The organism is Streptococcus sp. 20925_1_44 (assembly GCF_041432435.1).
In the GTDB taxonomy this organism is placed as follows: Bacteria; Bacillota; Bacilli; order Lactobacillales; family Streptococcaceae; genus Streptococcus; species Streptococcus infantis.
In genome coordinates this window covers 42,792-66,782 of the sequence record NZ_JAPVZQ010000002.1, presented here as the reverse complement: position 1 = coordinate 66,782, position 23,991 = coordinate 42,792, and the positions used below count along the sequence as shown (strand labels likewise).

General features: G+C 40.0%; 22 protein-coding genes. 18 read left to right on the top strand and 4 right to left on the bottom strand.

The features are described from left to right. Positions 1-381: 381 nt before the first annotated feature. From rpoE to O3643_RS03120, 4 genes are all read left to right on the top strand, one after another. Entirely contained in the window at positions 382-957 is a 576-nt protein-coding gene (gene rpoE / locus O3643_RS03135; RefSeq protein ID WP_006152209.1) for a DNA-directed RNA polymerase subunit delta, read from the top strand. A gap of 269 nt (positions 958-1,226) precedes the next feature. Further along, positions 1,227-2,834 carry a CTP synthase gene (locus tag O3643_RS03130; protein ID WP_371499792.1) on the top strand — a complete coding sequence of 536 codons (1,608 nt, stop codon included), beginning with the start codon at positions 1,227-1,229 and terminating at the stop codon, positions 2,832-2,834. A gap of 96 nt (positions 2,835-2,930) precedes the next feature. Continuing rightward, entirely contained in the window at positions 2,931-3,884 is a 954-nt protein-coding gene (locus O3643_RS03125; protein ID WP_371499790.1) for a class I SAM-dependent methyltransferase, read from the top strand. A gap of 50 nt (positions 3,885-3,934) precedes the next feature. Further along, complete coding sequence (locus tag O3643_RS03120; protein ID WP_371499788.1) at positions 3,935-5,125, top strand: acetate kinase; 1,191 nt, start codon at positions 3,935-3,937, stop codon at positions 5,123-5,125. A 57-nt stretch (positions 5,126-5,182) separates the two neighbouring features. On the opposite strand, the gene birA is transcribed toward O3643_RS03120, so the two are convergent. Then, entirely contained in the window at positions 5,183-6,118 is a 936-nt protein-coding gene (gene birA / locus O3643_RS03115) for a bifunctional biotin--[acetyl-CoA-carboxylase] ligase/biotin operon repressor BirA (RefSeq protein ID WP_371499786.1), read from the bottom strand. A 211-nt stretch (positions 6,119-6,329) separates the two neighbouring features. On the opposite strand from birA, the gene O3643_RS03110 reads away from it, so the two are divergent. Continuing rightward, a complete protein-coding gene (locus O3643_RS03110) occupies positions 6,330-7,520 on the top strand; it encodes an O-antigen ligase (protein ID WP_004252136.1) in 1,191 nt (396 codons plus the stop codon). 42 nt (positions 7,521-7,562) lie between these two features. On the opposite strand, the gene O3643_RS03105 is transcribed toward O3643_RS03110, so the two are convergent. After that, a complete protein-coding gene (locus O3643_RS03105) occupies positions 7,563-8,111 on the bottom strand; it encodes an NADPH-dependent FMN reductase (RefSeq protein ID WP_371499784.1) in 549 nt (182 codons plus the stop codon). A 268-nt stretch (positions 8,112-8,379) separates the two neighbouring features. Here O3643_RS03105 and O3643_RS03100 point away from each other — a divergent pair, with 268 nt between their 5' ends. From O3643_RS03100 to O3643_RS03080, 5 genes are all read left to right on the top strand, one after another. Then, complete coding sequence (locus tag O3643_RS03100) at positions 8,380-8,868, top strand: DUF5590 domain-containing protein (RefSeq protein WP_371499782.1); 489 nt, start codon at positions 8,380-8,382, stop codon at positions 8,866-8,868. Next, on the top strand, positions 8,865-10,043 hold the full coding sequence (locus O3643_RS03095; protein ID WP_006151527.1) for a pyridoxal phosphate-dependent aminotransferase: 1,179 nt from the start codon (positions 8,865-8,867) through the stop codon (positions 10,041-10,043). Before O3643_RS03100 ends, O3643_RS03095 begins: the two co-directional genes overlap by 4 nt. A gap of 149 nt (positions 10,044-10,192) precedes the next feature. Then, on the top strand, positions 10,193-11,536 hold the full coding sequence (asnS, locus tag O3643_RS03090; protein ID WP_371499780.1) for an asparagine--tRNA ligase: 1,344 nt from the start codon (positions 10,193-10,195) through the stop codon (positions 11,534-11,536). A 269-nt stretch (positions 11,537-11,805) separates the two neighbouring features. Beyond that, positions 11,806-13,005: an MFS transporter gene (locus O3643_RS03085; RefSeq protein WP_371499778.1), complete on the top strand. Its 1,200-nt coding sequence runs from the start codon at positions 11,806-11,808 to the stop codon at positions 13,003-13,005. 67 nt (positions 13,006-13,072) lie between these two features. Next, the gene (locus O3643_RS03080) at positions 13,073-13,840 is read left to right on the top strand and encodes an epoxyqueuosine reductase QueH (RefSeq protein ID WP_178895333.1); all 768 of its coding nucleotides are present in this window, start codon (positions 13,073-13,075) and stop codon (positions 13,838-13,840) included. Between the two features lie 78 nt (positions 13,841-13,918). Here O3643_RS03080 and O3643_RS03075 read toward each other — a convergent pair whose 3' ends face one another. Beyond that, the gene (locus tag O3643_RS03075; RefSeq protein ID WP_004252157.1) at positions 13,919-14,452 is read right to left on the bottom strand and encodes a DUF402 domain-containing protein; all 534 of its coding nucleotides are present in this window, start codon (positions 14,450-14,452) and stop codon (positions 13,919-13,921) included. Positions 14,453-14,540: 88 nt separating this feature from the next. After that, positions 14,541-15,317 (bottom strand): recombination regulator RecX, encoded by a 777-nt coding sequence (gene recX / locus O3643_RS03070; protein ID WP_178895332.1) that lies wholly within the window; start codon positions 15,315-15,317, stop codon positions 14,541-14,543. Positions 15,318-15,354: 37 nt separating this feature from the next. Here recX and rlmD point away from each other — a divergent pair, with 37 nt between their 5' ends. From rlmD to clpX, 8 genes are all read left to right on the top strand, one after another. Further along, on the top strand, positions 15,355-16,722 hold the full coding sequence (gene rlmD, locus O3643_RS03065; protein ID WP_178895331.1) for a 23S rRNA (uracil(1939)-C(5))-methyltransferase RlmD: 1,368 nt from the start codon (positions 15,355-15,357) through the stop codon (positions 16,720-16,722). 117 nt (positions 16,723-16,839) lie between these two features. Next, complete coding sequence (tpiA, locus tag O3643_RS03060; protein ID WP_178895330.1) at positions 16,840-17,598, top strand: triose-phosphate isomerase; 759 nt, start codon at positions 16,840-16,842, stop codon at positions 17,596-17,598. Positions 17,599-17,722: 124 nt separating this feature from the next. Then, complete coding sequence (locus tag O3643_RS03055) at positions 17,723-19,459, top strand: ABC transporter ATP-binding protein (protein WP_371499775.1); 1,737 nt, start codon at positions 17,723-17,725, stop codon at positions 19,457-19,459. 10 nt (positions 19,460-19,469) lie between these two features. Continuing rightward, positions 19,470-21,251, top strand: coding sequence for an ABC transporter ATP-binding protein (locus tag O3643_RS03050; RefSeq protein WP_371499773.1), 1,782 nt, complete (start codon positions 19,470-19,472; stop codon positions 21,249-21,251). Between the two features lie 149 nt (positions 21,252-21,400). Next, complete coding sequence (locus O3643_RS03045) at positions 21,401-21,919, top strand: Dps family protein (RefSeq protein WP_004252174.1); 519 nt, start codon at positions 21,401-21,403, stop codon at positions 21,917-21,919. A 127-nt stretch (positions 21,920-22,046) separates the two neighbouring features. Then, a complete protein-coding gene (locus O3643_RS03040; protein WP_281137779.1) occupies positions 22,047-22,553 on the top strand; it encodes a dihydrofolate reductase in 507 nt (168 codons plus the stop codon). Beyond that, entirely contained in the window at positions 22,553-22,723 is a 171-nt protein-coding gene (locus tag O3643_RS03035; protein ID WP_006154704.1) for a hypothetical protein, read from the top strand. The genes O3643_RS03040 and O3643_RS03035 overlap by 1 nt, the downstream gene beginning before the upstream one ends. Before the next feature lie 31 nt (positions 22,724-22,754). Then, positions 22,755-23,987 carry an ATP-dependent Clp protease ATP-binding subunit ClpX gene (gene clpX, locus O3643_RS03030; RefSeq protein WP_247912698.1) on the top strand — a complete coding sequence of 411 codons (1,233 nt, stop codon included), beginning with the start codon at positions 22,755-22,757 and terminating at the stop codon, positions 23,985-23,987. Positions 23,988-23,991 lie beyond the last annotated feature (4 nt).

The following is a 23,991-nucleotide window of genomic DNA, read 5'->3' as shown; positions in this document are numbered from 1 at the left end:
AACGCATTGACAAGGGAGGCTTTTCCGCTATTCTAGGGGAATGAAAGAAAAGGAAAGGAAAGGGATTGAGATGAAACGGAGTTACTGGCAGGACCTGAAAGGGGCCTTTTACTTAATCTGGCGCAATAAATGTTCCTTTATCTCAGTAGGGATCCTCTGGCAGTTTGTGGTTGGCATTGGGCTGAGGCCTTGTGTCATGAATAAATCAATAGACCTGTGAGTGTATCTCCCAGGTCTTTCAATTAGCTGAAATATTTCACATTAATTTCTTCTAAACCTTTGACTAATAAAGAAAATTATCGTACAATAAAGAGTACGTGATAAAATGAGACCAGAGTTTATATACTCTGGCATTAGTAGTAAAAAAAGAGGAGAAACGCTTTGGAATTAGAAGTATTTGCTGGGCAAGAAAAAAGTGAACTATCTATGATTGAGGTGGCTCGTGCCATCTTGGAACAACGTGGTCGCGACCACGAAATGCATTTTAGCGATTTGGTCAATGAAATCCAAAACTATCTTGGTACCTCTAATAGTGATATTCGCGAAGCACTACCTTTGTTCTATACAGAGTTGAACTTTGATGGTAGCTTCATCTCTCTTGGAGATAACAAATGGGGCCTTCGTTCATGGTATGGAGTTGATGAAATTGACGAAGAAATCATTGCTCTTGAAGAAAGTGACGATGAAGAAGTAGCACCTAAGGCTAAGAAAAAACGTGTTAATGCCTTTATGGATGGAGATACGGATGCCATTGATTATGGTGCAGATGATCCAGAGGATGAGGATGCCTACGAAGAAGATCCAGCTCTTTCTTATGATGATGAAAATCCAGACGATGAGAAGAACGAAGTAGAAGCCTACGACGCTGAAATCAACGAAATCGCACCAGATGATCTTGGGGAAGATGTCGAACTCGTTGAAGAAGATGACGAAGATTCTGAGGAAGAAGAAGAATAATACCAAACAACAAGGAAATCTCCTTGTTGTTTTCTTTTCTGCAGTAGAACTATAAATCTAGTAAAGAATGACATTTGACAAATGAGCTAAATTGAGGTAAGATATTGTTCGGGCACCTCTTTTTGAGGTCGGAGCTTCCTAGTTACTAGGGAGCTATTTTTGTTTTTCCGAGGAAATTATCATCCTGGATTGTAGTTATCGGTGAAGGTCTTGTTTTCTTAGTCCCCCTCTAGGGAACAAGATTTTGAGCATTTTAGAAAGAGGAATCTATGTCTACGAAATATATTTTTGTAACTGGTGGTGTGGTGTCGTCTATTGGGAAAGGGATCGTTGCGGCGAGCCTAGGACGGCTCTTGAAAAATCGTGGTTTGAAGGTAACCATCCAAAAATTTGACCCTTATATCAATATCGACCCAGGAACCATGAGCCCTTACCAGCACGGGGAAGTCTTTGTAACAGATGATGGGGCTGAGACAGATTTGGACTTGGGTCACTATGAACGTTTCATCGATATCAATCTCAACAAATATTCAAATGTGACAACTGGTAAAATCTACAGCGAAGTTCTGCGTAAAGAACGTCGTGGAGAGTACCTCGGTGCAACTGTCCAAGTCATTCCTCATATTACAGATGCCTTGAAAGAAAAAATCAAGCGTGTTGCCCTAACAACTGACTCTGATGTTATTATTACAGAGGTTGGGGGAACAGTTGGAGATATTGAGTCCCTTCCATTCTTAGAGGCGCTTCGTCAGATGAAGTCTGATGTCGGAGCAGATAATGTTATGTATATCCATACGACCTTGCTTCCTTACCTCAAGGCAGCTGGAGAAATGAAAACTAAGCCGACTCAACACTCTGTCAAAGAATTGCGTGGTTTGGGAATCCAGCCAAATATGTTAGTCATTCGTACAGAAAAACCAGCAGGACAAGGGATTAAAAACAAACTAGCCCAGTTCTGTGATGTGGCGCCAGAAGCTGTTATCGAGTCCTTAGACGTAGATCATCTTTACCAAATCCCGCTTAATCTGCAAGCACAAGGCATGGATCAAATCGTCTGTGACCATTTGAAAATTGATGCACCGGCAGCAGATATGACAGAGTGGTCAGCTATGGTTGACAAGGTCATGAATCTCAAAAAACAAGTCAAAATTGCTCTTGTTGGTAAGTATGTCGAGCTGCAAGATGCCTACATTTCTGTCGTAGAGGCCTTGAAACACTCTGGTTATGCCAATGATACAGAAGTCAAGATTGATTGGGTCAATGCTAACGATGTGACAGCTGACAATGTAGCAGAACTCCTAGCTGATGCTGATGGAATCATCGTTCCAGGTGGTTTTGGTCAACGTGGTACTGAGGGTAAGATTCAAGCGGTTCGCTATGCTCGAGAAAATGATGTACCAATGTTGGGAGTCTGCTTGGGAATGCAATTGACTTGTATCGAGTTTGCCCGTCATGTTTTGGGACTTGAAGGGGCTAATTCAGCAGAGCTAAATCCTGATACAAAATATCCAATCATCGATATTATGCGTGATCAGATTGATGTTGAAGACATGGGTGGTACCCTTCGTTTGGGACTTTATCCTTCTAAGTTGAAACGTGGTTCTAAGGCAGCGGCAGCTTATCATAACAAAGAAGTGGTCCAACGCCGTCACCGTCACCGTTATGAGTTTAACAATGCCTTCCGTGAACAGTTTGAAGGTGCAGGATTTGTCTTCTCAGGTGTTTCACCAGACAATCGCTTGGTCGAAATTGTTGAAATCCCAGAAAACAAATTCTTTGTGGCTTGTCAGTACCATCCAGAGCTTTCAAGTCGTCCAAATCGTCCAGAAGAACTTTACACTGCTTTTGTAACAGCAGCTGTTGAAAATAGTAAATAGTAGAATAAACCTTTGAGAGTCATCTCAGAGGTTTTTATTTGTTTTCAGTATTATGAAAATCTGGAAAATCAGCTCTGAATTTGGTAAGATAAGATTATGGATTTTGAAAAAATTGAACAAGCATATACCTATTTACTAGAAAATGTCCAAATCATTCAAAACGATTTGGCGACAAGTTTTTATGATGCCTTGATTGAACAAAATGGGATCTATCTGGATGGTCAGACAAATCTGGAAGATGTCAAGAAAAACAATCAAGCTTTGAAACGTTTGGCACTTCGAAAAGAGGAGTGGTTACGGACCTATCAATTTTTGTTAATGAAGGCAGCTCAAACAGAACCTCTTCAAGCCAATCACCAGTTCACACCGGATGCGGTTGGTCACTTGATGATTTTTATCATTGAACAACTTTTCACTGCTGAAAATGTGAGCTTATTGGAATTGGGATCTGGGATGGGAATTCTGGGAGCTAGTTTCTTAACGTCCATGAACAAAAAGGTAGATTACCTGGGAATAGAACTTGATGACCTCTTGATTGACTTGGCGGCAAGCATGGCGGAAGTAATGGATCTTCAAATGGGCTTTGTCCAAGGAGATGCAGTACGTCCACAAGTATTAAAAGAAAGTGACATCATTGTGAGCGACCTGCCTGTCGGTTACTATCCAGATGATCAGATAGCCTCACGTTATCAAGTAGCGGCTAAGAATGAACATACTTATGCTCATCATTTGTTAATGGAACAATCACTCAAGTATCTCAGAACAGGAGTCTATGCGATTTTTCTAGCTCCAACAGATCTCCTGACAAGTCCTCAGAGTGACCTGTTGAAATCATGGCTCACTGAACAGGCCCAACTAGTGGCTATTGTGGCCTTACCCGAGGATCTCTTCGCCCAAGGAGCTCAGTCTAAGAGCATTTTTGTCCTACAAAAGAAGACAGGAGAAGGAGTTGAACCATTTGTTTATCCACTTACCAGTCTTCGTGACCCTGAAATTTTGATGGAATTTAAGGAAAATTTTCAAAATTGGTGTCAAGGGCATGAAATCTAGTGCAAATTTTGGTATAATAGTTGAAAACGCTTAAAAAGGGGAATAAATTTATGACAAAAACCATTGCAATTAACGCTGGAAGCTCTAGCTTGAAATGGCAACTATATCAAATGCCAGAAGAAAAGGTGCTTGCAAAGGGTTTAATTGAGCGAATCGGATTGAAGGATTCTGTTTCAACAGTTAAGTTTGATGGTCGTTCTGAAGAACAAGTTCTTGATATTGAAAACCATACCTTAGCTGTTAAGATTTTACTTGATGACTTGATTCGTTTTGAAATTATTAAAGCTTATAATGAAATTACTGGTGTTGGACACCGTGTTGTTGCAGGTGGAGAGTACTTCAAAGAGTCTACAGTTGTTGAAGGCGATGTCTTGGAAAAAATTGAAGAGCTAGGACTTCTTGCTCCATTGCACAACCCTGCCAATGCAGCTGGTATTCGTGCCTTCAAAGAATTGTTGCCAGATATTACAAGTGTAGCAGTCTTTGATACATCATTCCATACAACAATGCCAGAAAAAGCATACCGTTATCCATTACCAACTAAGTACTATACAGAAAACAAGGTTCGTAAATATGGAGCACACGGTACAAGTCACCAGTACGTTGCTCAAGAAGCAGCAAAACTTTTGGGACGTCCACTAGAAGAGTTGAAATTGATCACTTGCCATATCGGTAATGGTGCTTCTATCACAGCTGTTAAGGGAGGTCAATCAATCGATACCTCTATGGGATTCACTCCACTTGCTGGTGTTATGATGGGAACAAGAACTGGAGATATCGATCCAGCTATCATTCCTTATTTGATGGAACATACAGATGACTTCAAGACTCCAGAAGATATTAGTCGTATTCTAAACCGTGAATCTGGTCTTCAGGCTGTTTCAGGCTTATCAAGTGACATGCGTGATGTTCAGAATGGTGTGAACGAAGGCAATCACGATGCTATTCTTGCCTTTGAAATGTATGTTGACCGTATCCAAAAATACATTGGACAATACTTGGCAGTCCTAAACGGGGCAGATGCTATTATCTTTACTGCTGGTGTTGGTGAAAATGCAACTCTTGTGCGCGAGAAAGTTATTTCAGGTATCTCTTGGTTTGGTTGTGATCTAGACCCAGAGAAAAATGTCTTTGGAGTAACTGGAGACATTTCTACAGATGCTGCGACACTTCGTGTACTTGTCATCCCAACGGATGAAGAACTTGTGATTGCGCGTGATGTTGAACGTTTGAAAAAATAAATGATAAGAAAATCGACCTTCTCGAAAGAGAGGTCGATTTTTATTTTTTAAAAATCTTCACCATTTAGTGAGCGAAACTTCGCCACTATTGAGCCAGATTCTTTCACCAGTCGTTAATTCTATCTGTAGTTGACCCTGGTCAGAGATATCACAAGCTTTTCCTGAGATGATTTCTTGATCTTTCTTAAAGGAAATTTCTTTGCCTAAAACAATTGATTGTTTTTTATAAAGGTAAAGCAGCTCATCGGCCTCAGTTTCGTAGAAACATTTCCAGATTTCTGCAATCAGCTCGTTGCGAGTGATTGGGCTATTTTGAGAGAAGAGACTTCCAGCTTTCCCTTGTAGGTTTTTTGGAAAATCAGCGATAGAAAAGTTGATACCAACACCAATAATAACATCTGTAACAAGGCCTGTTTCGATAGAAGTGATGGCTTCGGTTAGAATACCGGCTATTTTTTTCTGATTTAGGTATAAATCATTTACCCATTTGATATCTAAATCAATTAGACAAAGGTTTTTTACAGCCTTATAAATTGCGGCTGCAGTCAGGAGTGTATAGGCTGGTAGATCTAGATAAGAGAGATTGGGCTTGAGGTGGAGAGACATGTAAATTCCACCTTGTTCTGGAGAATAATAGGGGCGTTGAAATCGACCACGTCCCATAGTTTGGCCTGTTGATAGGTAGAGTGTGTCTCCTTTGGCACCAGCTTCCATGGCCTCCTTAGCATCACTCTGGGTTGATTTGGTGATAGGTTTAAATTGAACTGAGATTGGGCTGTTAGCTTCTATTTCTTGAGGTAAGATTAGGTCACCGTGAAGAAGTTTGTAGCCACGGTTTTTGATGCTGTCAATTTCTAAACCTTCCTGCTGGAGACGTTGGATAGCCTTCCAAACAGAGGTGCGAGAGAGGTTTAATATTTCAGCGATTTTCTCTCCGCTTAAATAATCTGTTTCATGAGCTAAGATTTTGTAAACTTCTTGATAGGATTTCATACTAGGTCCTTTCTGGAACAACTAGATTTATTGTACCATATTTTTAAAAAAGGATGCGCGCTTTGAGAGATATCTTAGCTCGTTATAAAATTTTACCTAGTTTTAGTCAGGATGACATGGACAAAGTGGTTTTCAAATCATTTGAAAAATGGTAAAATGTTTTAATAGTTTATTTATCTGAGCTTTATAGCGCAGAGAGAAAGGATCTGTTGTGAAATCAATAGGTATCATTGAAAAATTGAAAGGCTTATCCAAGCAAGAGCTAGTCTTACTAGCTGTTATTCTAAGTATTTTCTTGCCTTTTTATATTTTCGTTATTATTTTTATCGCCTACTTAATAGGTCTAATATTTACAGGAGAGATGAAGGGGATATTAAAACGATTATCCCACCATTCTATCTTACTTTTATTTATCGGCTATAGTGGTGTTATCTCTCTTTTAGCTCAAAATGTGATGGGGATGGTTTCCACTTTAGGAATGTTCCTCTTTGCAATTTTCTTTTATTATTACCAAGCCCATTTAACCCCTAAGTTTTTCAGATTGGTATTGCAATCGGTTATGTCGCTTAGTGTGCTAGCATCAGTTTTTGCAGCCTTAGAGCATTTTCAGATTGTAAAGAAATTTGATTATACTTTCTTATCACCTAAGATGCAGGTCTGGCATCAGAACCGTGCAGAAGTAGCCTTCTTTAATCCTAATTATTATGGGATTATCTGTTGCTTCTGTATTATGATTGGATTTTACCTAATTAGTACAACTCGATTGAGATGGTTGAGAATTTTCTCTCTCATTGCGATCTTTGCGAATTTGTTTGGCTTGAATTTCACCCAAAATAGAACAGCTTTTCCAGCCATTATCTTTGGTGCGATTATTTATCTTTTCACTACCATTAAGAACTGGCGTGCCTTCTGGCTCAGTATCGGAGTCTTTGGTGTTGGTCTAGCCTTTCTCTTCTCGAGTGATTTGGGAGTTCGAATGGGAACGCTCGATTCGTCTATGGAAGAACGAGTGTCAATCTGGAATGCTGGTATGACCTTATTCAAACAAAATCCCTTCTGGGGTGAGGGTCCCCTAACCTATATGCATTCCTATCCTCGTATTTTTGCTCCTTATCACGAACATGCTCATAGTATATACATTGATACGATATTGAGTTACGGTGTGGTAGGAACGGTATTGTTAGGAATAGCTTCTTCTGGTCCAATTCGAATGTTGATTGATATGAGTCAGGAGCCGAGCAAGCGTCCAATTGTTGGTCTTTATCTTTCATTCTTAACAGTAGTTGCTGTGCATGGAATTTTTGATTTAGCCCTCTTTTGGATTCAATCCTCCTTCATCTTCCTTTTGGTAATGTGTAGTTTGCCATTAAAACATAGTATGATTGGAGAATTTGTTGAATAAACTAAAAGATAGTATAAATGAGATTTTCTACTATCTTTTTTATTATTGAATAGCTTGAAGTAAATCTTCAGCTTGTTTTTCTAGAGAAGCAGCGACGCTATCTTCAAGGACTAATTGACCATCTGCCCAAGCAGAATCATTGACACGAGCTGCGGTAAAATCACCAACAACCTGTGTACGGATGAACGGCAAGAGGTCTTTGTAAATCGCAAAGAGTTGATCGTGTCCAGCGTTAGCTACAGATGATACAGTAATAATCTTATCTTGAAGAGCAGATGCTCCACGAGTGTCAGACAAGTCAATGGCGCGTGAAAGCCAGTCAAGTAAGTTTTTCACAGTCCCTGGAATTGAGAAGTTGTAAACTGGAGAGAAGATCCAGATAGCATCAGCAGCTTGAACAGCTTCGCGAGCCGCTGCAACAGCTGGAAGTGTAGGAACTTCAAGGTCTTGGCTAAAGAGAGGAATGGCTGAGTAGTCAAGGTAACTTACCTCAGCTTTGCCAGCAAGTGCCTTTTCAGCTTCTAGTGCCATTTGGTGGTTGAATGAACCTTCACGAAGTGAACCAACGATAAACAATACTTTTTTAGACATAGGGAGTCTCCTTTAAATTTCAATCTTTTAATCAGAATCACTCTGTTGTTATAACATATGTTACAACACGATAAAATCATTTGCAAGGGATATGCTCAGAAAATAAAATCAATAGAATCTAAGTTTTTAATTAAAAATGAAGACTGTAGAAAAGTCTATAAAAACACGGCTTGAAGTTGTGTAATGATATCCTAAAAACGGATTGAAAATCCAGATTCCTCCCCTAACTTCACTTGTAATTCACTAGGATAGATGGTAAAATAGACGAGTGAAAAAGAGACAGAAAAAAGAAAAAAATTCCCTATTATTTCAGTACATTATTGGTATAACTTTGTTAACTCTAGTCATCACTTCTTCCTTTCTCTACTTGGTATGGCTCAGCATGAAGCCTTATCGAACTGCTAAGGTAGAAGGTGAAAGACTCGCTAAGCAGTATGCAAATCTAGAAACGGTTAGCCAGATTGATATCTTCAATGGTTTAGAAAGCTATTATAGTGTTCTTGGCCAAGATAAGAACCAGAAACCAGTTGCTGTCTTAATAGAGAAAAGTAGCAATAATATTTACGTATATCAACTAGAAAATGGTACTTCTCAAGAAAAAGCAGAAGCAGTTGTCAGAGAAAAAGGAGCAACTAAAATCGACAAGATTACTTTCGGACGGTACGCTGAAAAACCTGTCTGGGAAATCAAGTCTGGAGGAGACTATTATCTGGTAGATTTTGAATCTGGCGCCTTAGTCGAAAAGGAGAAACAATGAAATTATCCAAACGTGTCTTAGAGATGGAAGAAAGCGTTACTCTTGCTAGTGATGCAAGAGCAAAGAAGTTAAAAGCTGAAGGAAAAGACGTTCTTTTCTTGACTTTAGGTCAGCCCGATTTTCATACTCCTGAAAATATTCAGGATGCTGCGGTTGCAGCCATTCGAGATGGACGTGCTTCTTTCTATACGGTGGCTTCAGGTTTGCCTGAGTTAAAAGCAGCAGTTAATACTTATTTTGAACGATACTATGGTTATTCTGTGGCAGCTAATGAGGTCACTTTTGCGACTGGTGCCAAGTTCTCACTCTATACTTTCTTTATGGCTGTGATTAATCCAGGTGATGAGGTTATCATTCCAACACCTTACTGGGTCAGCTATGGGGATCAGGTTAAGATGGCAGAAGGCCTTCCAGTATTTGTCCAAGCCAAGGAAGACAATCACTTTAAAGTAACTGTGGAGCAATTAGAAGCTGCTCGCACAGATAAGACTAAAGTCTTGGTTCTTAATTCACCATCTAATCCTACCGGTATGATCTACTCTTGTGAGGAATTGTTAGCCATTGGAAATTGGGCTGTTGAGCATGATATTCTTATCCTAGCAGATGATATTTATGGACGTTTGGTCTATAACGGTCATGAATTTGTTCCAATCTCCAGTCTTTCAGAAGCTATTCGCAAACAAACTATTGTCATCAATGGAGTGTCTAAGGCCTACGCTATGACTGGTTGGCGTGTTGGTTATGCAGTAGGTGATCCAGAAATTATTGCTGCTATGAGCAAATTGACTGGTCAAACGACTTCTAACCTGACTGCGGTATCTCAATACGCAACAATCGAGGCCTTAACTGGTCCACAAGACTCTGTAGAAACTATGCGTCAGGCTTTCGAGGAACGCTTGAATACTATCTATCCACTCTTGTGCCAAGTCCCTGGCTTTGATGTAGTCAAACCGCAAGGAGCTTTCTATCTCTTCCCAAATGTCAAAAAAGCTATGGAGATGAAAGGCTATACAGATGTAACAGAATTTACAACGGCTATTCTTGAGGAAGTTGGTCTGGCCCTGATTACAGGAGCAGGATTTGGAGCACCAGAGAATGTCCGTCTCAGCTATGCGACAGACCTAGATACACTCAAAGAAGCTATTCGTCGCTTGCACCAGTTTATGGAAAAATAAAAATAAGATCTTCGTCGTCTTGACGGAGATTTTTTTGGATAAAACCTGAGATTTTTCTCTGATAGAACCTAGCTATCAGGCATTATTTGTGGTACAATAGTGGGTAATAATGTCTTTAGACAAGTTAAACAAAAAAAGGAAGATAAAACATGACAAAACGTGTAACAATTATCGAAGTAAAAGACTACGTTGGTCAAGAAGTGACTATTGGTGCTTGGGTTGCTAACAAGTCAGGAAAAGGAAAAATTGCTTTCTTGCAATTGCGTGACGGAACTGCCTTCTTCCAAGGCGTGGCTTTCAAACCAAACTTTATCGAAAAATTCGGTGAAGAAGTAGGTCTTGAAAAATTTGATACCATCAAACGCCTAAGCCAAGAAACTTCTGTTTTCGTGACAGGGATTGTCAAAGAAGACGAACGCTCAAAATTTGGTTATGAGTTGGATATTACAGACATCGAAGTCATCGGTGAATCTCAAGACTACCCAATTACTCCAAAAGAACACGGAACAGACTTCTTGATGGATAACCGCCACTTGTGGTTGCGTTCACGCAAACAAGTAGCAGTGATGCAAATCCGTAACGCTATTATCTATGCAACTTATGAGTTCTTTGATAAGAATGGTTTCATGAAGTTTGATAGCCCAATTCTTTCAGGAAATGCTGCAGAAGATTCTACAGAACTTTTCGAAACAGACTACTTTGGAACACCAGCTTACTTGAGTCAATCTGGTCAGCTTTATCTTGAAGCAGGTGCTATGGCTCTAGGTCGCGTCTTTGACTTTGGTCCAGTATTCCGTGCAGAGAAATCTAAGACTCGCCGTCACTTGACTGAGTTCTGGATGATGGATGCGGAGTACTCATACTTGACACACGATGAGTCACTTGACTTGCAAGAAGCTTATGTAAAAGCATTGCTTCAAGGTGTTCTTGACCGTGCTCCTCAAGCCTTGGAAACATTGGAACGTGATACAGAGCTCTTGAAACGCTACATTGCTGAGCCATTTAAACGCATTACTTACGATGAAGCCATTGACCTCTTGCAAGAGCATGAAAACGACGAAGATGCAGACTATGAACATCTTGAGCATGGAGATGACTTTGGTTCACCACACGAAACTTGGATTTCAAACCACTTTGGTGTACCAACCTTCGTGATTAACTACCCAGCAGACATCAAGGCCTTCTACATGAAACCAGTTCCTGGAAATCCAGAGCGCGTGCTTTGTGCAGACTTGCTTGCCCCAGAAGGCTATGGAGAAATCATTGGTGGATCTATGCGTGAGGAAGACTACGATGCTCTTGTCGCTAAGATGGAATCACTTGGAATGGATCTTACAGAGTACGAATTCTACCTTGACCTTCGTAAATACGGTACAGTCCCACACGGTGGATTTGGTATTGGTATCGAGCGTATGGTAACCTTCGCAGCAGGAACTAAACACATCCGTGAAGCTATTCCATTCCCACGTATGTTGCACCGTATCAAACCTTAATAGCCATAAAAACGCCGTCTGGCGTTTTTATACTCTTCGAAAATCTCTTCAAACTACGTCAGCTTCACCTTGCCGTATATATGTTACTGACTTCGTCAGTTCTATCCACAACCTCAAAACAGTGTTTTGAGCAGCCTGCGGCTAGCTTCCTAGTTTGCTCTTTGATTTTCATTGAGTATTACTTTAAATGAAAGAGGTGGAGAAAATGTAGGCAAATCTAAGTAAGTCTTTTAGAAACAATTATATTACATATTGAAAGAGAGAAAACAATGTTTAAAAGAACTTACAAACGCAATATTCCACTCCTAGTAGGTCTGGAATTTACATCTTATTTTGGAATTACTAGTTTTTGGATTTTATTTTTCATTCAGAATGGTCTTTCTTTGCTTCAAATCGGTCTATTAGAGAGTATCTTTCATGGGACAAGTCTCTTATGTGAAATCCCATCTGGTATGTTGGCCGATCGATTTAGCTACAAGACCAATCTCTATTTAGCTCGCTTGGCCAGTATTGTGTCCTCTATCTTGATTTTGTTTGGTCAGGGGAATTTTTGGATCTATGCGATTGCCATGATGGTTAATGCCTGGTCCTACAATTTTGACTCGGGGACCAGTACCGCTTTCTTATATGATTCGGCGGTTGAAGCGGGTCAAAAGGACCGATATCTTCAGATTTCTAGCTTTTTGTCTGGTGTGGCAGAAGTTACCCGAACCCTAGGTACAGTTGTGGCAGGCTTCTTTATTCACGGAGCATTGGCTTGGACTTATCTAATTGCTATTGGATTATCTTTTCTTTCTATAATCTTGATTTATTTGATGAAAGAACCAATGGCTAAGAGAGAAAAAAATGAAAGCTTAACCTTTAAAACGATTGTCCTGCAAGTTCGAAAAGAATGGCATGAAAAACCAGTACTCTTTTATTGGATGATGACTTATCAGCTAGTCGGAACACTCATGTGCATGTTTTACTTTTACTATCAGCAGAAAATAAGTGACTTAGCAGGATGGCAGGTTTCACTGGTCATGCTGATTGGTAGTGGCTTAAATCTTATAGCAGTTTATGTAGCTAGTCAAATCGGTAAAAAATGGAATAGCAATCGAGTTTTTCCGACTCTTGTTGCACTAACGGGCTTGGCCTTACTATTGGTATTTTTTGGAACTCCCTTTGCTTTTCTTCTCGTCTATCTTTTAACCGATATACTCTATGCAGTTTATCAACCAATCTATTTTAATGACTTACAAGGCTATTTACCGTCCAGTGTAAGAGCAACTATGCTTAGTATCAATTCCATGCTCTTTAGTTTATCTATGATTGTCATTTTCCCACTGACAGGTTGGTTGATTGATCGTTGGGGTCTTGTAGCTGTCTTTTTAGTTCTAGGCCTTATCTTACTATTAACCTATCCTATCTTAAGAATTGGTCTAAAAAGGATGGGCAAGCTATTAAATCAGGACTTAATAACTGAATAAAGCATGAAACCCTATTTGCCCAAAGAGCCTTCTTGTGATAAAATAACAAGAAGAAAAGGAGAAGAGCATGATTGATGTAGAAGAAATTCTAAGCAAGATGAATCCCAATCAAAAGATTAACTATGACCGTGTTATGCAAAAAATGGTTCAAGTTTGGGAAAAAAATGAAGAAAGACCAACTATTCTCATGCACGTCTGTTGTGCTCCCTGTAGCACTTACACTCTAGAGTATTTGACCAAGTATGCGGATGTGACCATCTATTTTGCAAATTCAAATATCCATCCAAAAGCTGAGTATCACAAGCGTGCCTATGTGACCAAGAAGTTTGTCAGTAATTTCAATGAGCGAACTGGCAATAAGGTCCAATACCTAGAAGCTCCTTATGAACCAAATGAATATCGTAAACTGGTTCGAGGTTTGGAAGAAGAACCTGAAGGCGGGGACCGTTGCAAGGTCTGTTTTGATTATCGTTTGGACAAGACAGCACAAGTGGCTATGGACTTAGGATTTGACTACTTTGGCTCAGCCCTAACCATCAGTCCTCATAAAAATTCACAAACCATCAATAGTATCGGGATTGATGTGCAGAAAATCTACACCACTCACTATCTTCCCAGTGATTTTAAGAAAAATCAAGGTTATAAACGCTCTGTAGAAATGTGTGAAGAGTACGACATTTATCGCCAATGTTACTGTGGCTGTGTCTATGCAGCTCAAGCTCAAAATATTGACTTGGTGCAGGTCAAGAAGGATGCGACAGCCTTTATGGTAGATAAGGATATAGAGAAAGATTATTCCCACATCAAATTTACTGTTACGAAGTTAGATATTTAAAGGAAAACCTGCCTCAAGGCAGGTTTTTTGCTTATAAAAAAAACGAGGTCAGGATTTTGTTCCTGACCTCTGACAACTTTACCGATTCTTTAGTTCTACGTAGCGTTTGTACCAAATGTTGACATAGGCTTCTGAGAAGGGGCCTCGTTCATTGTTGATCCAGTCAACAAGAATCTTAACATGCTCTTTCAAAATATAGTCTAAATCATCAGGATAATTCATCTTGCGCTTGTGACGTTCATACTCTTCGACGTCCAAGAGGCGTTTTTCGCCATCTGTAAAAACTTTAACATCTAAATCATAGTCAATGTATTTTAAAGCTTCTTCGTCTAGATAGTATGGGCTAGCCATGTTGCAATAGTAGGAAATCCCATTATCACGAATCATGGCAATGATATTAAACCAATATTTTTTATGAAAGTAAACAATAGCCGGTTCTCGAGTTACCCAACGACGACCGTCACTTTCGGTAACAAGTGTGTGGTCGTTGACGCCGATAATAGCGTTCTCTGTTGTTTTTAGTACCATGGTGTCTCTCCAAGTACGGTGGAGACTCCCATCATGCTTATAACTTTGAATTGTAATAAAGTCGCCTTCTTTTGGAAGTTTCATAACTAACCAACTTTCTACAATTTATAAGTTTATCGTTTACTATTGTATCACATTTTTATTTAAAGTTCTTAGTTTTTCCATGAAAAAATTAAAGATATTCTCTGAGAGCGCTGGCTATATCTGAAAAATCATAGCCTTTTCTAGCTAAAACTTGGGTTAGGCGTTGTTTCAGTTCGTATCCTTCATACTTTCGTGAATATTTCCGATATTGCTTATCCAACTCTTTAAAAATTAGTTCCTGAACAGTTTCTTCTTCGACTTGGCTATCTAGTTGGTCAAAGGCTGTTTTGGCTTCTGAGTATGAGAATCCTTTATTGGTTAGGCTTTGGATAATCTTATCTTGTAGAGCGCGGGCAGGTAATTTACCCTGATATTTTTTCAGTAGTTTTTGGGCTGTGCGCTCTGCGACTTCCGACATATCAAATTCTTGTAAGACTTCTTGGATGATGGATTTGGCAACTCCCTTTTGAGAAATCTTCTGCATCAGCATATAGCTTCCCTTATCTCCTGAAAGCTGATTAGAGTTGATAATAGCATAGGCATATTGACGGTCATTTATCCAATTATCATCTTTTAGAGATTGGATGACTTTGGGTATGATGTTCTCATCGATTTCATGTTTACTTAGATAATCTCGGACTTCTTTTTCAGTACGAGCCTTGAAGGATAAGTGGTAGAGCGCTAGATTTTTTCCGTAGGAAAATTGTGCAAAGGTCTGAATTTCTGCAAACTCCTCTGGACTAATTTCCTTATCCTTGGTCAGCATAAAGCGAACAATGGTATCCTCTGTAATGTAGCAGGTTTGGTCCTTATCAAGTTCTAGAAGATAAAGACGTTTTTTCTTTTCAAGTTTTGTGATTTTCATGTTTCTATTATAGCGTACTTTGTGATAAGATAGGGATATGAATCTAAAAGTCAAACAAAAAATTCCATTAAAAATCAAGCGCATGGGGATTAACGGGGAAGGTATCGGATTTTACCAGAAAACACTCGTTTTTGTCCCAGGCGCCCTCAAGGGTGAAGATATCTATTGTCAGGTGACTTCTGTCAAGCGTAACTACGTTGAGGCTAAACTGCTTGAGGTCAATAAAAAATCTAAATTTCGAGTAGTTCCAGACTGTACTATTTATAATGAGTGTGGAGGCTGTCAAATTATGCACCTACACTATGACAAGCAGTTGGAATTCAAGACAGATCTTCTCCATCAAGCTCTGAAGAAATTTGCCCCTGCTGGCTATGAAAACTTTGAGATTAGACCAACTATTGGCATGCAGAAACCAAAGTATTATAGGGCTAAACTGCAATTTCAAACACGAAAGTTTAAGGGCCAGGTCAAGGCAGGTTTGTATGCTCAGAATTCCCATTATTTGGTCGAGTTAAAGGACTGTCTGGTTCAAGATAAGGAGACACAAGCTATTGCCAATCGCATTGCTGAGCTTTTGACCTATCATCAAATTCCGATTACGGATGAACGGAAAATCCTTGGAGTTCGGACCATCATGGTTCGTCGAGCACGGAAAACTGGGGAAGTCCAGATTATCATTGTGACCAATCGCCAATTGAATTTGACTCAATTTGTGAAAGATTTAGTCAAGGATTATCCTGAAGTAGTGACTGTCGCAGTCAATACCAATACTGCTAAAACTAGTGAGATTTATGGGGACAAGACAGAGATTATTTGGGGGCAGGATAGTATACGCGAGGGTGTATTAGACTATGAGTTTTCTCTTTCACCCCGAGCTTTCTATCAGCTTAATCCTGAACAGACTGAAATTCTCTATAGTGAAGCCGTTAAGGCCTTGGACGTGACTGAGGACGACCATCTGATCGATGCCTATTGTGGTGTTGGGACCATTGGTTTTGCTTTTGCAAAAAAAGTCAAAAGTTTGAGAGGGATGGATATTATTCCAGAAGCTATTGAGGATGCCAAAGAAAATGCTAAGCGCATGGGTTATACCAATACTCATTATGAAGCAGGAACTGCAGAAGAAATTATCCCTCGTTGGTACAAGGAAGGCTATCGCGCCGATGCTTTGATAGTGGACCCGCCTCGTACAGGCTTAGATGACAAACTATTGGATACCATCGTTAAATATGCTCCTGAAAAGATGGTTTATGTATCCTGTAATGTGTCTACCTTGGCGCGTGATTTGGTTAGATTGATGGAGGTCTATGACCTGCATTATATCCAGTCCGTTGACATGTTTCCACACACGGCTAGAACAGAAGCAGTGGTCAAATTAACGAGGCGTAAGTCAGCTTCCAAATAGAAAGAATAACTGGAAAGTTTTTGAAAAGAAGACTTTTAGTTACAGAGTAAGATTTGCAAGCTCCCTATATTTATGATAAAATAAGTAGAAAATAAAATGAAAAAAGAGGTATGTGAAATGTCACGTAAACCATTTATCGCTGGTAACTGGAAAATGAACAAAAACCCAGAAGAAGCAAAAGCATTCGTTGAAGCTGTAGCATCAAAACTTCCTTCATCAGACCTTGTTGAAGCAGGTATCGCAGCTCCTGCAGTTGACTTGACAACTGTTCTTGCTGCTGCTAAAGGTTCAAACCTTAAAGTTGCTGCTCAAAACTGCTACTTTGAAAATGCAGGTGCTTTCACAGGTGAAACTAGCCCACAAGTTTTGAAAGAAATCGGTACTGACTACGTTGTTATCGGTCACTCAGAACGTCGTGACTACTTCCACGAAACAGACGAAGACATCAACAAAAAAGCAAAAGCAATCTTTGCGAACGGTATGCTTCCAATCATCTGTTGTGGTGAAAGCCTTGAAACTTACGAAGCTGGTAAAGCAGCAGAATTCGTAGGTGCTCAAGTTTCAGCTGCTCTTGCTGGATTGACTGCAGAACAAGTAGCTGCAACAGTTATCGCTTATGAGCCAATCTGGGCTATCGGTACTGGTAAATCAGCTTCACAAGACGACGCACAAAAAATGTGTAAAGTTGTTCGTGACGTTGTAGCAGCTGACTTTGGTCAAGAAGTTGCTGATAAAGTACGTGTTCAATACGGTGGTTCAGTAAAACCTGAAAACGTTGCTGAATACATGGCTTGTCCAGACGTTGATGGAGCTCTAGTTGGTGGTGCATCACTTGATCCAGAAAGCTTCTTGGCATTGCTTGACTTTGTAAAATAAGCCTCAAATATCTGAGACAGACAGTTCCCTCCCACGAGGTTAAGACTGCCTGTCTTCTTTTTAGTAAAAAGGCGTGCGTAAGCACGCTCTTTTCTGCATTTTGAATGAAAAAGAAAGGAGAATCATGCTTTATATTTGGTCTTATCTCAAACGTTATCCCAAGTGGTTAGTGTTAGACTTCTTCGGAGCTATTTTCTTTGTGATTGTCAATCTTGGGCTACCGACTGTTCTTGCTCGCATGATTGACCAGGGGATTAATCAAGGTAATGAAGAAAAGCTCTATTTTTGGGCCATCATCATGTTGGTTATTATCGTCTTGGGGACATTTGGGCGGGTTGTTCTATCCTATGCTGCTAGTAAACTGACCACCAATATGGTTAAGGACATGCGGAATGATGTCTATGCTAAGTTACAAGAGTATTCTCATCATGAATATGAACAAATCGGTGTGTCTTCACTAGTTACTCGTATTACCAGTGATGCCTTTGTTCTCATGCAGTTTGCAGAACAAACGCTTAAGTTGGGTGTTATCACACCCATGATGATGCTGTCGAGTATTCTCATGATTTTCTTAACTAGTCCCTCACTAGCTTGGATTGTCGCTTTTTCCGTTCCTTTTCTAGCTGTAGTAGTCCTTTATGTGGCAGTGAAAACGCGCCCCTTATCTGAAAAACAACAGAGAACACTGGACAAGATAAATCAATATGTCCGTGAAAATTTGATGGGCTTGCGAGTGATTCGTGCCTTTGCTCGTGAAGACTTCCAAGAAAACCGTTTCGAAGAGAAAAATGCGATCTATGCGGATAATTCAAATCGTTTGTTCAAATTGACTGGTTTGACAGAGCCACTTTTTGTGCAAATCATTATTGCTATGATTGTAGCTATCGTTTGGTTTGCTCTAGATCCTCTCAAGCAAGGAAGTTTGCAGATTGGGGATTTGGTAGCCTTCATCGAGTATAGTTTTCATGCCCTCTTGTCCTTCCTTTTCTTGTCAAACCTCTTTACCATGTACCCTAGAACGGCCGTATCCAGTGAACGTTTGAAGGAAATCATGGAAATGCCGATTTCCATTGATCCAAATGAAGACGGAATTCAAGAAACAGAAACACATGGTTACTTAGAATTTGATAATGTGACCTTTGCTTATCCTGGGGAAACAGAAAGCCCTGTTTTGCATAACATTTCCTTTACTGCTAAACCGGGAGAAACCATTGCTTTTATCGGTTCGACTGGATCAGGTAAGTCTACTCTGGTTCAGTTAATTCCTCGTTTTTATGATGTTACACTGGGGAAAATTAAGGTCGATGGTGTTGATGTCCGGGATTACCGTCTCAAATCACTCCGCCAGAAAATTGGTTTTATTCCACAAAAAGCCTTGCTCTTCACAGGGACTATCGCAGATAATCTCCGTTACGGAAAAGAGGACGCCAGTCATGAGGACTTGCACCAAGCAGCTGATGTAGCCCAAGCCAAAGACTTTATCGAAAGTCGAGAAGAAGGTTTTGCAACTCATCTGGCTGAAGGGGGAAGCAATCTATCAGGTGGTCAAAAGCAACGCTTGTCGATTGCCCGCGCAGTCATCAAGGGTCCAGATATCTATATCTTTGATGATTCCTTCTCAGCCTTGGACTACCGTACTGATGCTATCTTGCGCCGTCGTCTCAAGGAAGTGACGCAAGATGCTACGGTATTGATTGTTGCGCAACGTGTTGGAACCATTATGGATGCGGACCAGATTATCGTCCTTGATAAGGGCGAAATCGTTGGTCGTGGACGTCATGAAGAATTGATGGAAACTAATGACATCTATCGAGAAATTGCTGAGTCGCAGTTGAAAAATGCGTCTCTGACAGAAGAATAGGAGGTAAAGGATGAAACAACAAACTAGTCTAGCTCGTCTATGGAGCTATTTAAAAGCCTACCGTTTCTCTGTTTTCTTTGCAGTCTTCTTGAAAATAGTCAGCGTCATAATGAGTGTTATCGAGCCATTCATATTGGGGCTTGCTATCACTGAATTAACTAGCAACCTCCTTGCCATGGCAAATGGTGTTGCAGGAGCAGGTATTAATACTAGCTATATCGCAGTGATTCTGGCAATCTATCTCTTGCGTGGCCTTTTTTATGAGTTGGGTTCTTACTACTCAAACTATTTCATGACCAATGCTGTCCAGTCTATGATACAGGATTTGCGAAATGAAATGAGCGAAAAAATCAACCGTATCCCTGTGTCTTACTTTGACAAGCACCAATTTGGAGATTTGCTGGGACGTTTTACTAGTGATGTAGAGACCGTATCTAATGCACTCCAACAATCCTTCTTACAGATTGTTAATGCAGTCTTTACCATTCTTTTTGTTATGGGAATGGTCCTCTATCTCAATCTTCAGTTGGCTATCATTGTTATCTTGTCGATTCCAGTGACTTATTTTGGAGCTAAAACGATTCTAAATCGGTCGCAGCCATACTTTAAACAGCAGGCAGCTATATTGGGACGTATGAATGGATTTGTACAGGAAAACTTGACAGGTTTCAATGTTTTAAAACTTTTCGGACGCGAAGAAAACTCTCAAGAGAGATTTGAAAAGATTACGGATGAATTGCAACAAGTCGGATTCAAGGCTAGCTTTATTTCAGGTTTGATGATGCCTGCCCTTCACATCGTATCTGATTTAACCTACCTGATTGTTGCAGTATTAGGTGGATTGCAGGTTATTGCAGGGCGCTTGACGATTGGTAATATGCAGGCCTTCGTTCAGTATGTTTGGCAAGTCAGCCAGCCAATCCAAAATATCACTCAGTTAGCTGGGCAAATGCAAAGTGCTAAGTCTTCGCTTGATCGTGTCTTCGAAGTTTTAGATGAACAGGAAGAAGTTCAAACTGCTGAAGTGAAAGAACTAGCACCATTGACAGGTCAAGTTAGTTTCAAAAATGTCGATTTCCAATATGTAGAAAACAAACCATTGATTCGCAATTTTAACTTAGATGTTGAACCTGGAGAGATGGTAGCTATCGTTGGACCTACTGGAGCAGGGAAAACAACCTTGATTAACCTTCTCATGCGTTTTTACGATGTGACAGCTGGTGCCATTTTAGTAGATGGCCAAGATATTCGTGACCTGTCTCGTCAGGACTATCGTCGACAGTTTGGTATGGTCCTACAGGATGCCTGGCTCTATGAAGGCAGTATCAAGGAAAATCTTCGCTTTGGAAATCTGGATGCAACAGATGAAGAAATCGTTGAAGCTGCTAAGGCGGCCAATGTTGACCACTTTATCCGCACCCTTCCTGGTGGCTATAACATGGAAATGAACCAAGAGTCAAGTAATATTTCTCTTGGGCAAAAACAGTTGTTAACTATCGCGCGTGCTCTCTTGGCGGATCCTACAATCTTAATTTTGGACGAAGCGACCTCATCAGTCGATACTCGTCTAGAGCTCTTGATTCAAAAGGCCATGAAACGTTTGATGAAGGGGAGAACAAGCTTTGTCATTGCCCATCGACTTTCGACTATTCAGGAAGCTGACAAAATTTTGGTGCTGAAAGATGGGCAGATTATCGAACAAGGAAATCATGAAAGTCTCCTAGCTGCAAAAGGTTTCTATTATGACCTTTATCAAAGTCAATTTTCGAATAAAAACAGAGAAAATAGCTAGAATACATAGCCATTCATTTTCTTAAATTATCAGTCAATTAGAACTTTTTTAATATGAGTTAATTTCCTTGCTTTTGTCTACTAGGAGTAGTATACTGATGTAGTAATCAATAAATATGGTTGCAAAAATTATATTACGAGGTGAGAAATATGGTTGAATTAAAAAAAGATGCTTTAAAAGATGTAACAACATTATCTAAATCAGCGCCTGAAGCGCTAGTAAAAACAAAGGAAGTCTTGAATCAAGCCGTAGCAGACTTGTATGTAGCGCATATCGCTCTTCATCAAGTACACTGGTACATGCGTGGACGTGGTTTTATGGTATGGCATCCTAAGATGGATGAATACATGGATAGTTTAGATGCTTACCTTGATGAAATCAGCGAACGTTTGATTACACTTGGTGGCAAACCATACTCTACTTTGACAGAATTCCTTCAACACAGTGAAATCGAAGAAGGAGTTGGAGAATTCCGTAACGTAGAAGAAAGTTTGGAACGTGTCCTTGAAATTTATCGTTACCTTATCACTCTTTTCCAAAAAGCATTGGATGTGACAGATGAAGAAGGTGATGATGTAACCAATGATATCTTCGTTGGTGCTAAAGCTGACCTTGAAAAAACAGTCTGGATGCTTGCAGCAGAATTAGGACAAGCACCTGGTTTGTAAGATACTGTATTTTTCTAAAAATCCGTAGAAGTTTTCTACGGATTTTTTCTATTCAGGAGGGCATTCCAAAACAGTCTTTTTTGAAGATTTTTGATAAAATAGAACTATCAATGAAAAGGATGAAAGCATGACAAAGAAAATCGTAGCCATTTGGGCTCAAGATGAAAAGGGTGTGATCGGGAAAGAGGATCGTTTACCTTGGCATTTGCCAGCAGAGTTAAAACATTTTAAAGAAACAACCTTGAATCATGCCATTTTAATGGGTCGTGTAACCTTTGATGGGATGGGGCGACGATTGCTTCCAGGACGTGAAACCTTAATTTTGACGCGCAATCCCGAAGAGTCAATTGAAGGAGCACTGGTTTTCCAAAATGTCGAGGATGTTTTAGACTGGTATCATCATCAGGCTAAGAATCTCTATATCATTGGTGGCAAGCAGATTTTTCAGCTTTTTGAACCTTATCTCGATGAGATTATTGTGACACAAATTCATGCTCAAGTTGAAGGGGATACCTATTTCCCAAAAGATTTTGACTTGACTGCTTTTGAGACTGTTGCAAGCAAATCTTATTCCAAAGATGAGAAAAATGTCTATGATTTTACCGTCGAATATAGAAAGAGAAAGGAAGTCTAATGGAGCGTAGTATTTTTGGATTCTTTACAGCTCTTTTGTGTGCTGTCTGTCTTGTAGCTGGAACACACGCTTTTCGTAAAAAGCGCTTTGGACTTGCTGCTCTACTTTGGCTTAATGCCTTTACAAACTTGGTGAATAGCATTCATGCTTTTTATATGACCTTATTTTAGAGAGAATGAATAATTAGAACGGAAGGGAATCATGTCTACGAATAGGAAAAATGATATGATGGTTTATTGCTCATTTTGTGGCAAAAGCCAAGAAGAAGTTAAAAAAATAATTGCTGGGAACAATGCCTTTATCTGTAATGAATGTGTGGAGTTGGCTCAGGAAATTATTCGTGAGGAGTTGGCTGAGGAAGTTTTGGCGGACTTGTCTGAGGTACCAAAACCAATCGAACTCCTAAATATTTTGAACCACTATGTGATCGGTCAAGATCGTGCTAAACGTGCTTTGGCAGTGGCTGTATATAACCACTACAAACGCATCAATTTCCATGACACTCGTGAAGAGACTGAAGATGTGGATTTGCAAAAGTCAAACATTCTAATGATTGGCCCAACTGGATCAGGGAAGACTTTCCTTGCTCAGACTCTTGCTAGAAGTTTGAATGTACCATTTGCCATTGCTGATGCAACAGCTCTTACTGAAGCTGGTTATGTGGGTGAGGACGTTGAAAATATCCTCCTCAAACTCTTGCAGGCAGCTGACTTTAACATTGAACGTGCAGAGCGTGGGATTATCTACGTTGATGAGATTGACAAGATTGCCAAGAAGAGCGAGAACGTATCCATCACGCGTGATGTATCTGGTGAAGGTGTGCAACAAGCCCTCCTCAAGATTATCGAAGGTACAGTAGCAAGTGTTCCTCCACAAGGTGGACGCAAACATCCACAACAAGAAATGATTCAAGTAGACACCAAGAATATCCTCTTCATCGTGGGTGGTGCCTTTGATGGAATCGAAGAAATTGTCAAACAGCGTCTTGGTGAAAAAGTCATTGGTTTCGGACAAAATAACAAGGCTATTGACGAAAACAGCTCATACATGCAAGAAATCATTGCAGAAGATATTCAGAAATTCGGTATTATTCCTGAATTAATTGGACGCTTGCCTGTCTTTGCAGCCTTGGAGCAGTTGACAGTAGATGACTTGGTTCGCATTTTGAAAGAGCCAAGAAATGCCTTGGTTAAACAATACCAGACCTTGCTTTCATATGACGATGTAGAGCTTGAATTTGACGATGAGGCTCTCCAAGAGATTGCTAACAAAGCTATTGAACGTAAAACTGGAGCACGTGGTCTTCGCTCAATCATCGAAGAAACCATGCTAGATGTTATGTTTGAAGTTCCAAGTCAAGAAAATGTGAAAACAGTTCGTATCACAAAAGAAGCAGTTGATGGAACAGCTAAGCCAATCCTAGAGACAGCCTAGAGGT

What these genes read in the sequence shown, in the direction of transcription:
- asnS (WP_371499780.1), top strand. Translation starts at nt 10,193, where the DNA reads ATGACAAAACGTGTAACAATTATCGAAGTAAAAGACTACGTTGGTCAA.
- O3643_RS03120 (WP_371499788.1), top strand. Translation starts at nt 3,935, where the DNA reads ATGACAAAAACCATTGCAATTAACGCTGGAAGCTCTAGCTTGAAATGG.
- O3643_RS03040 (WP_281137779.1), top strand. Translation starts at nt 22,047, where the DNA reads ATGACAAAGAAAATCGTAGCCATTTGGGCTCAAGATGAAAAGGGTGTG.
- O3643_RS03105 (WP_371499784.1), bottom strand. Translation starts at nt 8,111, where the DNA reads ATGTCTAAAAAAGTATTGTTTATCGTTGGTTCACTTCGTGAAGGTTCA.
- O3643_RS03035 (WP_006154704.1), top strand. Translation starts at nt 22,553, where the DNA reads ATGGAGCGTAGTATTTTTGGATTCTTTACAGCTCTTTTGTGTGCTGTC.
- O3643_RS03095 (WP_006151527.1), top strand. Translation starts at nt 8,865, where the DNA reads ATGAAATTATCCAAACGTGTCTTAGAGATGGAAGAAAGCGTTACTCTT.
- rlmD (WP_178895331.1), top strand. Translation starts at nt 15,355, where the DNA reads ATGAATCTAAAAGTCAAACAAAAAATTCCATTAAAAATCAAGCGCATG.
- recX (WP_178895332.1), bottom strand. Translation starts at nt 15,317, where the DNA reads ATGAAAATCACAAAACTTGAAAAGAAAAAACGTCTTTATCTTCTAGAA.
- O3643_RS03075 (WP_004252157.1), bottom strand. Translation starts at nt 14,452, where the DNA reads ATGAAACTTCCAAAAGAAGGCGACTTTATTACAATTCAAAGTTATAAG.
- O3643_RS03085 (WP_371499778.1), top strand. Translation starts at nt 11,806, where the DNA reads ATGTTTAAAAGAACTTACAAACGCAATATTCCACTCCTAGTAGGTCTG.
- O3643_RS03125 (WP_371499790.1), top strand. Translation starts at nt 2,931, where the DNA reads ATGGATTTTGAAAAAATTGAACAAGCATATACCTATTTACTAGAAAAT.
- birA (WP_371499786.1), bottom strand. Translation starts at nt 6,118, where the DNA reads ATGAAATCCTATCAAGAAGTTTACAAAATCTTAGCTCATGAAACAGAT.
- O3643_RS03055 (WP_371499775.1), top strand. Translation starts at nt 17,723, where the DNA reads ATGCTTTATATTTGGTCTTATCTCAAACGTTATCCCAAGTGGTTAGTG.
- O3643_RS03130 (WP_371499792.1), top strand. Translation starts at nt 1,227, where the DNA reads ATGTCTACGAAATATATTTTTGTAACTGGTGGTGTGGTGTCGTCTATT.
- O3643_RS03050 (WP_371499773.1), top strand. Translation starts at nt 19,470, where the DNA reads ATGAAACAACAAACTAGTCTAGCTCGTCTATGGAGCTATTTAAAAGCC.
- clpX (WP_247912698.1), top strand. Translation starts at nt 22,755, where the DNA reads ATGTCTACGAATAGGAAAAATGATATGATGGTTTATTGCTCATTTTGT.
- O3643_RS03045 (WP_004252174.1), top strand. Translation starts at nt 21,401, where the DNA reads ATGGTTGAATTAAAAAAAGATGCTTTAAAAGATGTAACAACATTATCT.
- O3643_RS03080 (WP_178895333.1), top strand. Translation starts at nt 13,073, where the DNA reads ATGATTGATGTAGAAGAAATTCTAAGCAAGATGAATCCCAATCAAAAG.
- tpiA (WP_178895330.1), top strand. Translation starts at nt 16,840, where the DNA reads ATGTCACGTAAACCATTTATCGCTGGTAACTGGAAAATGAACAAAAAC.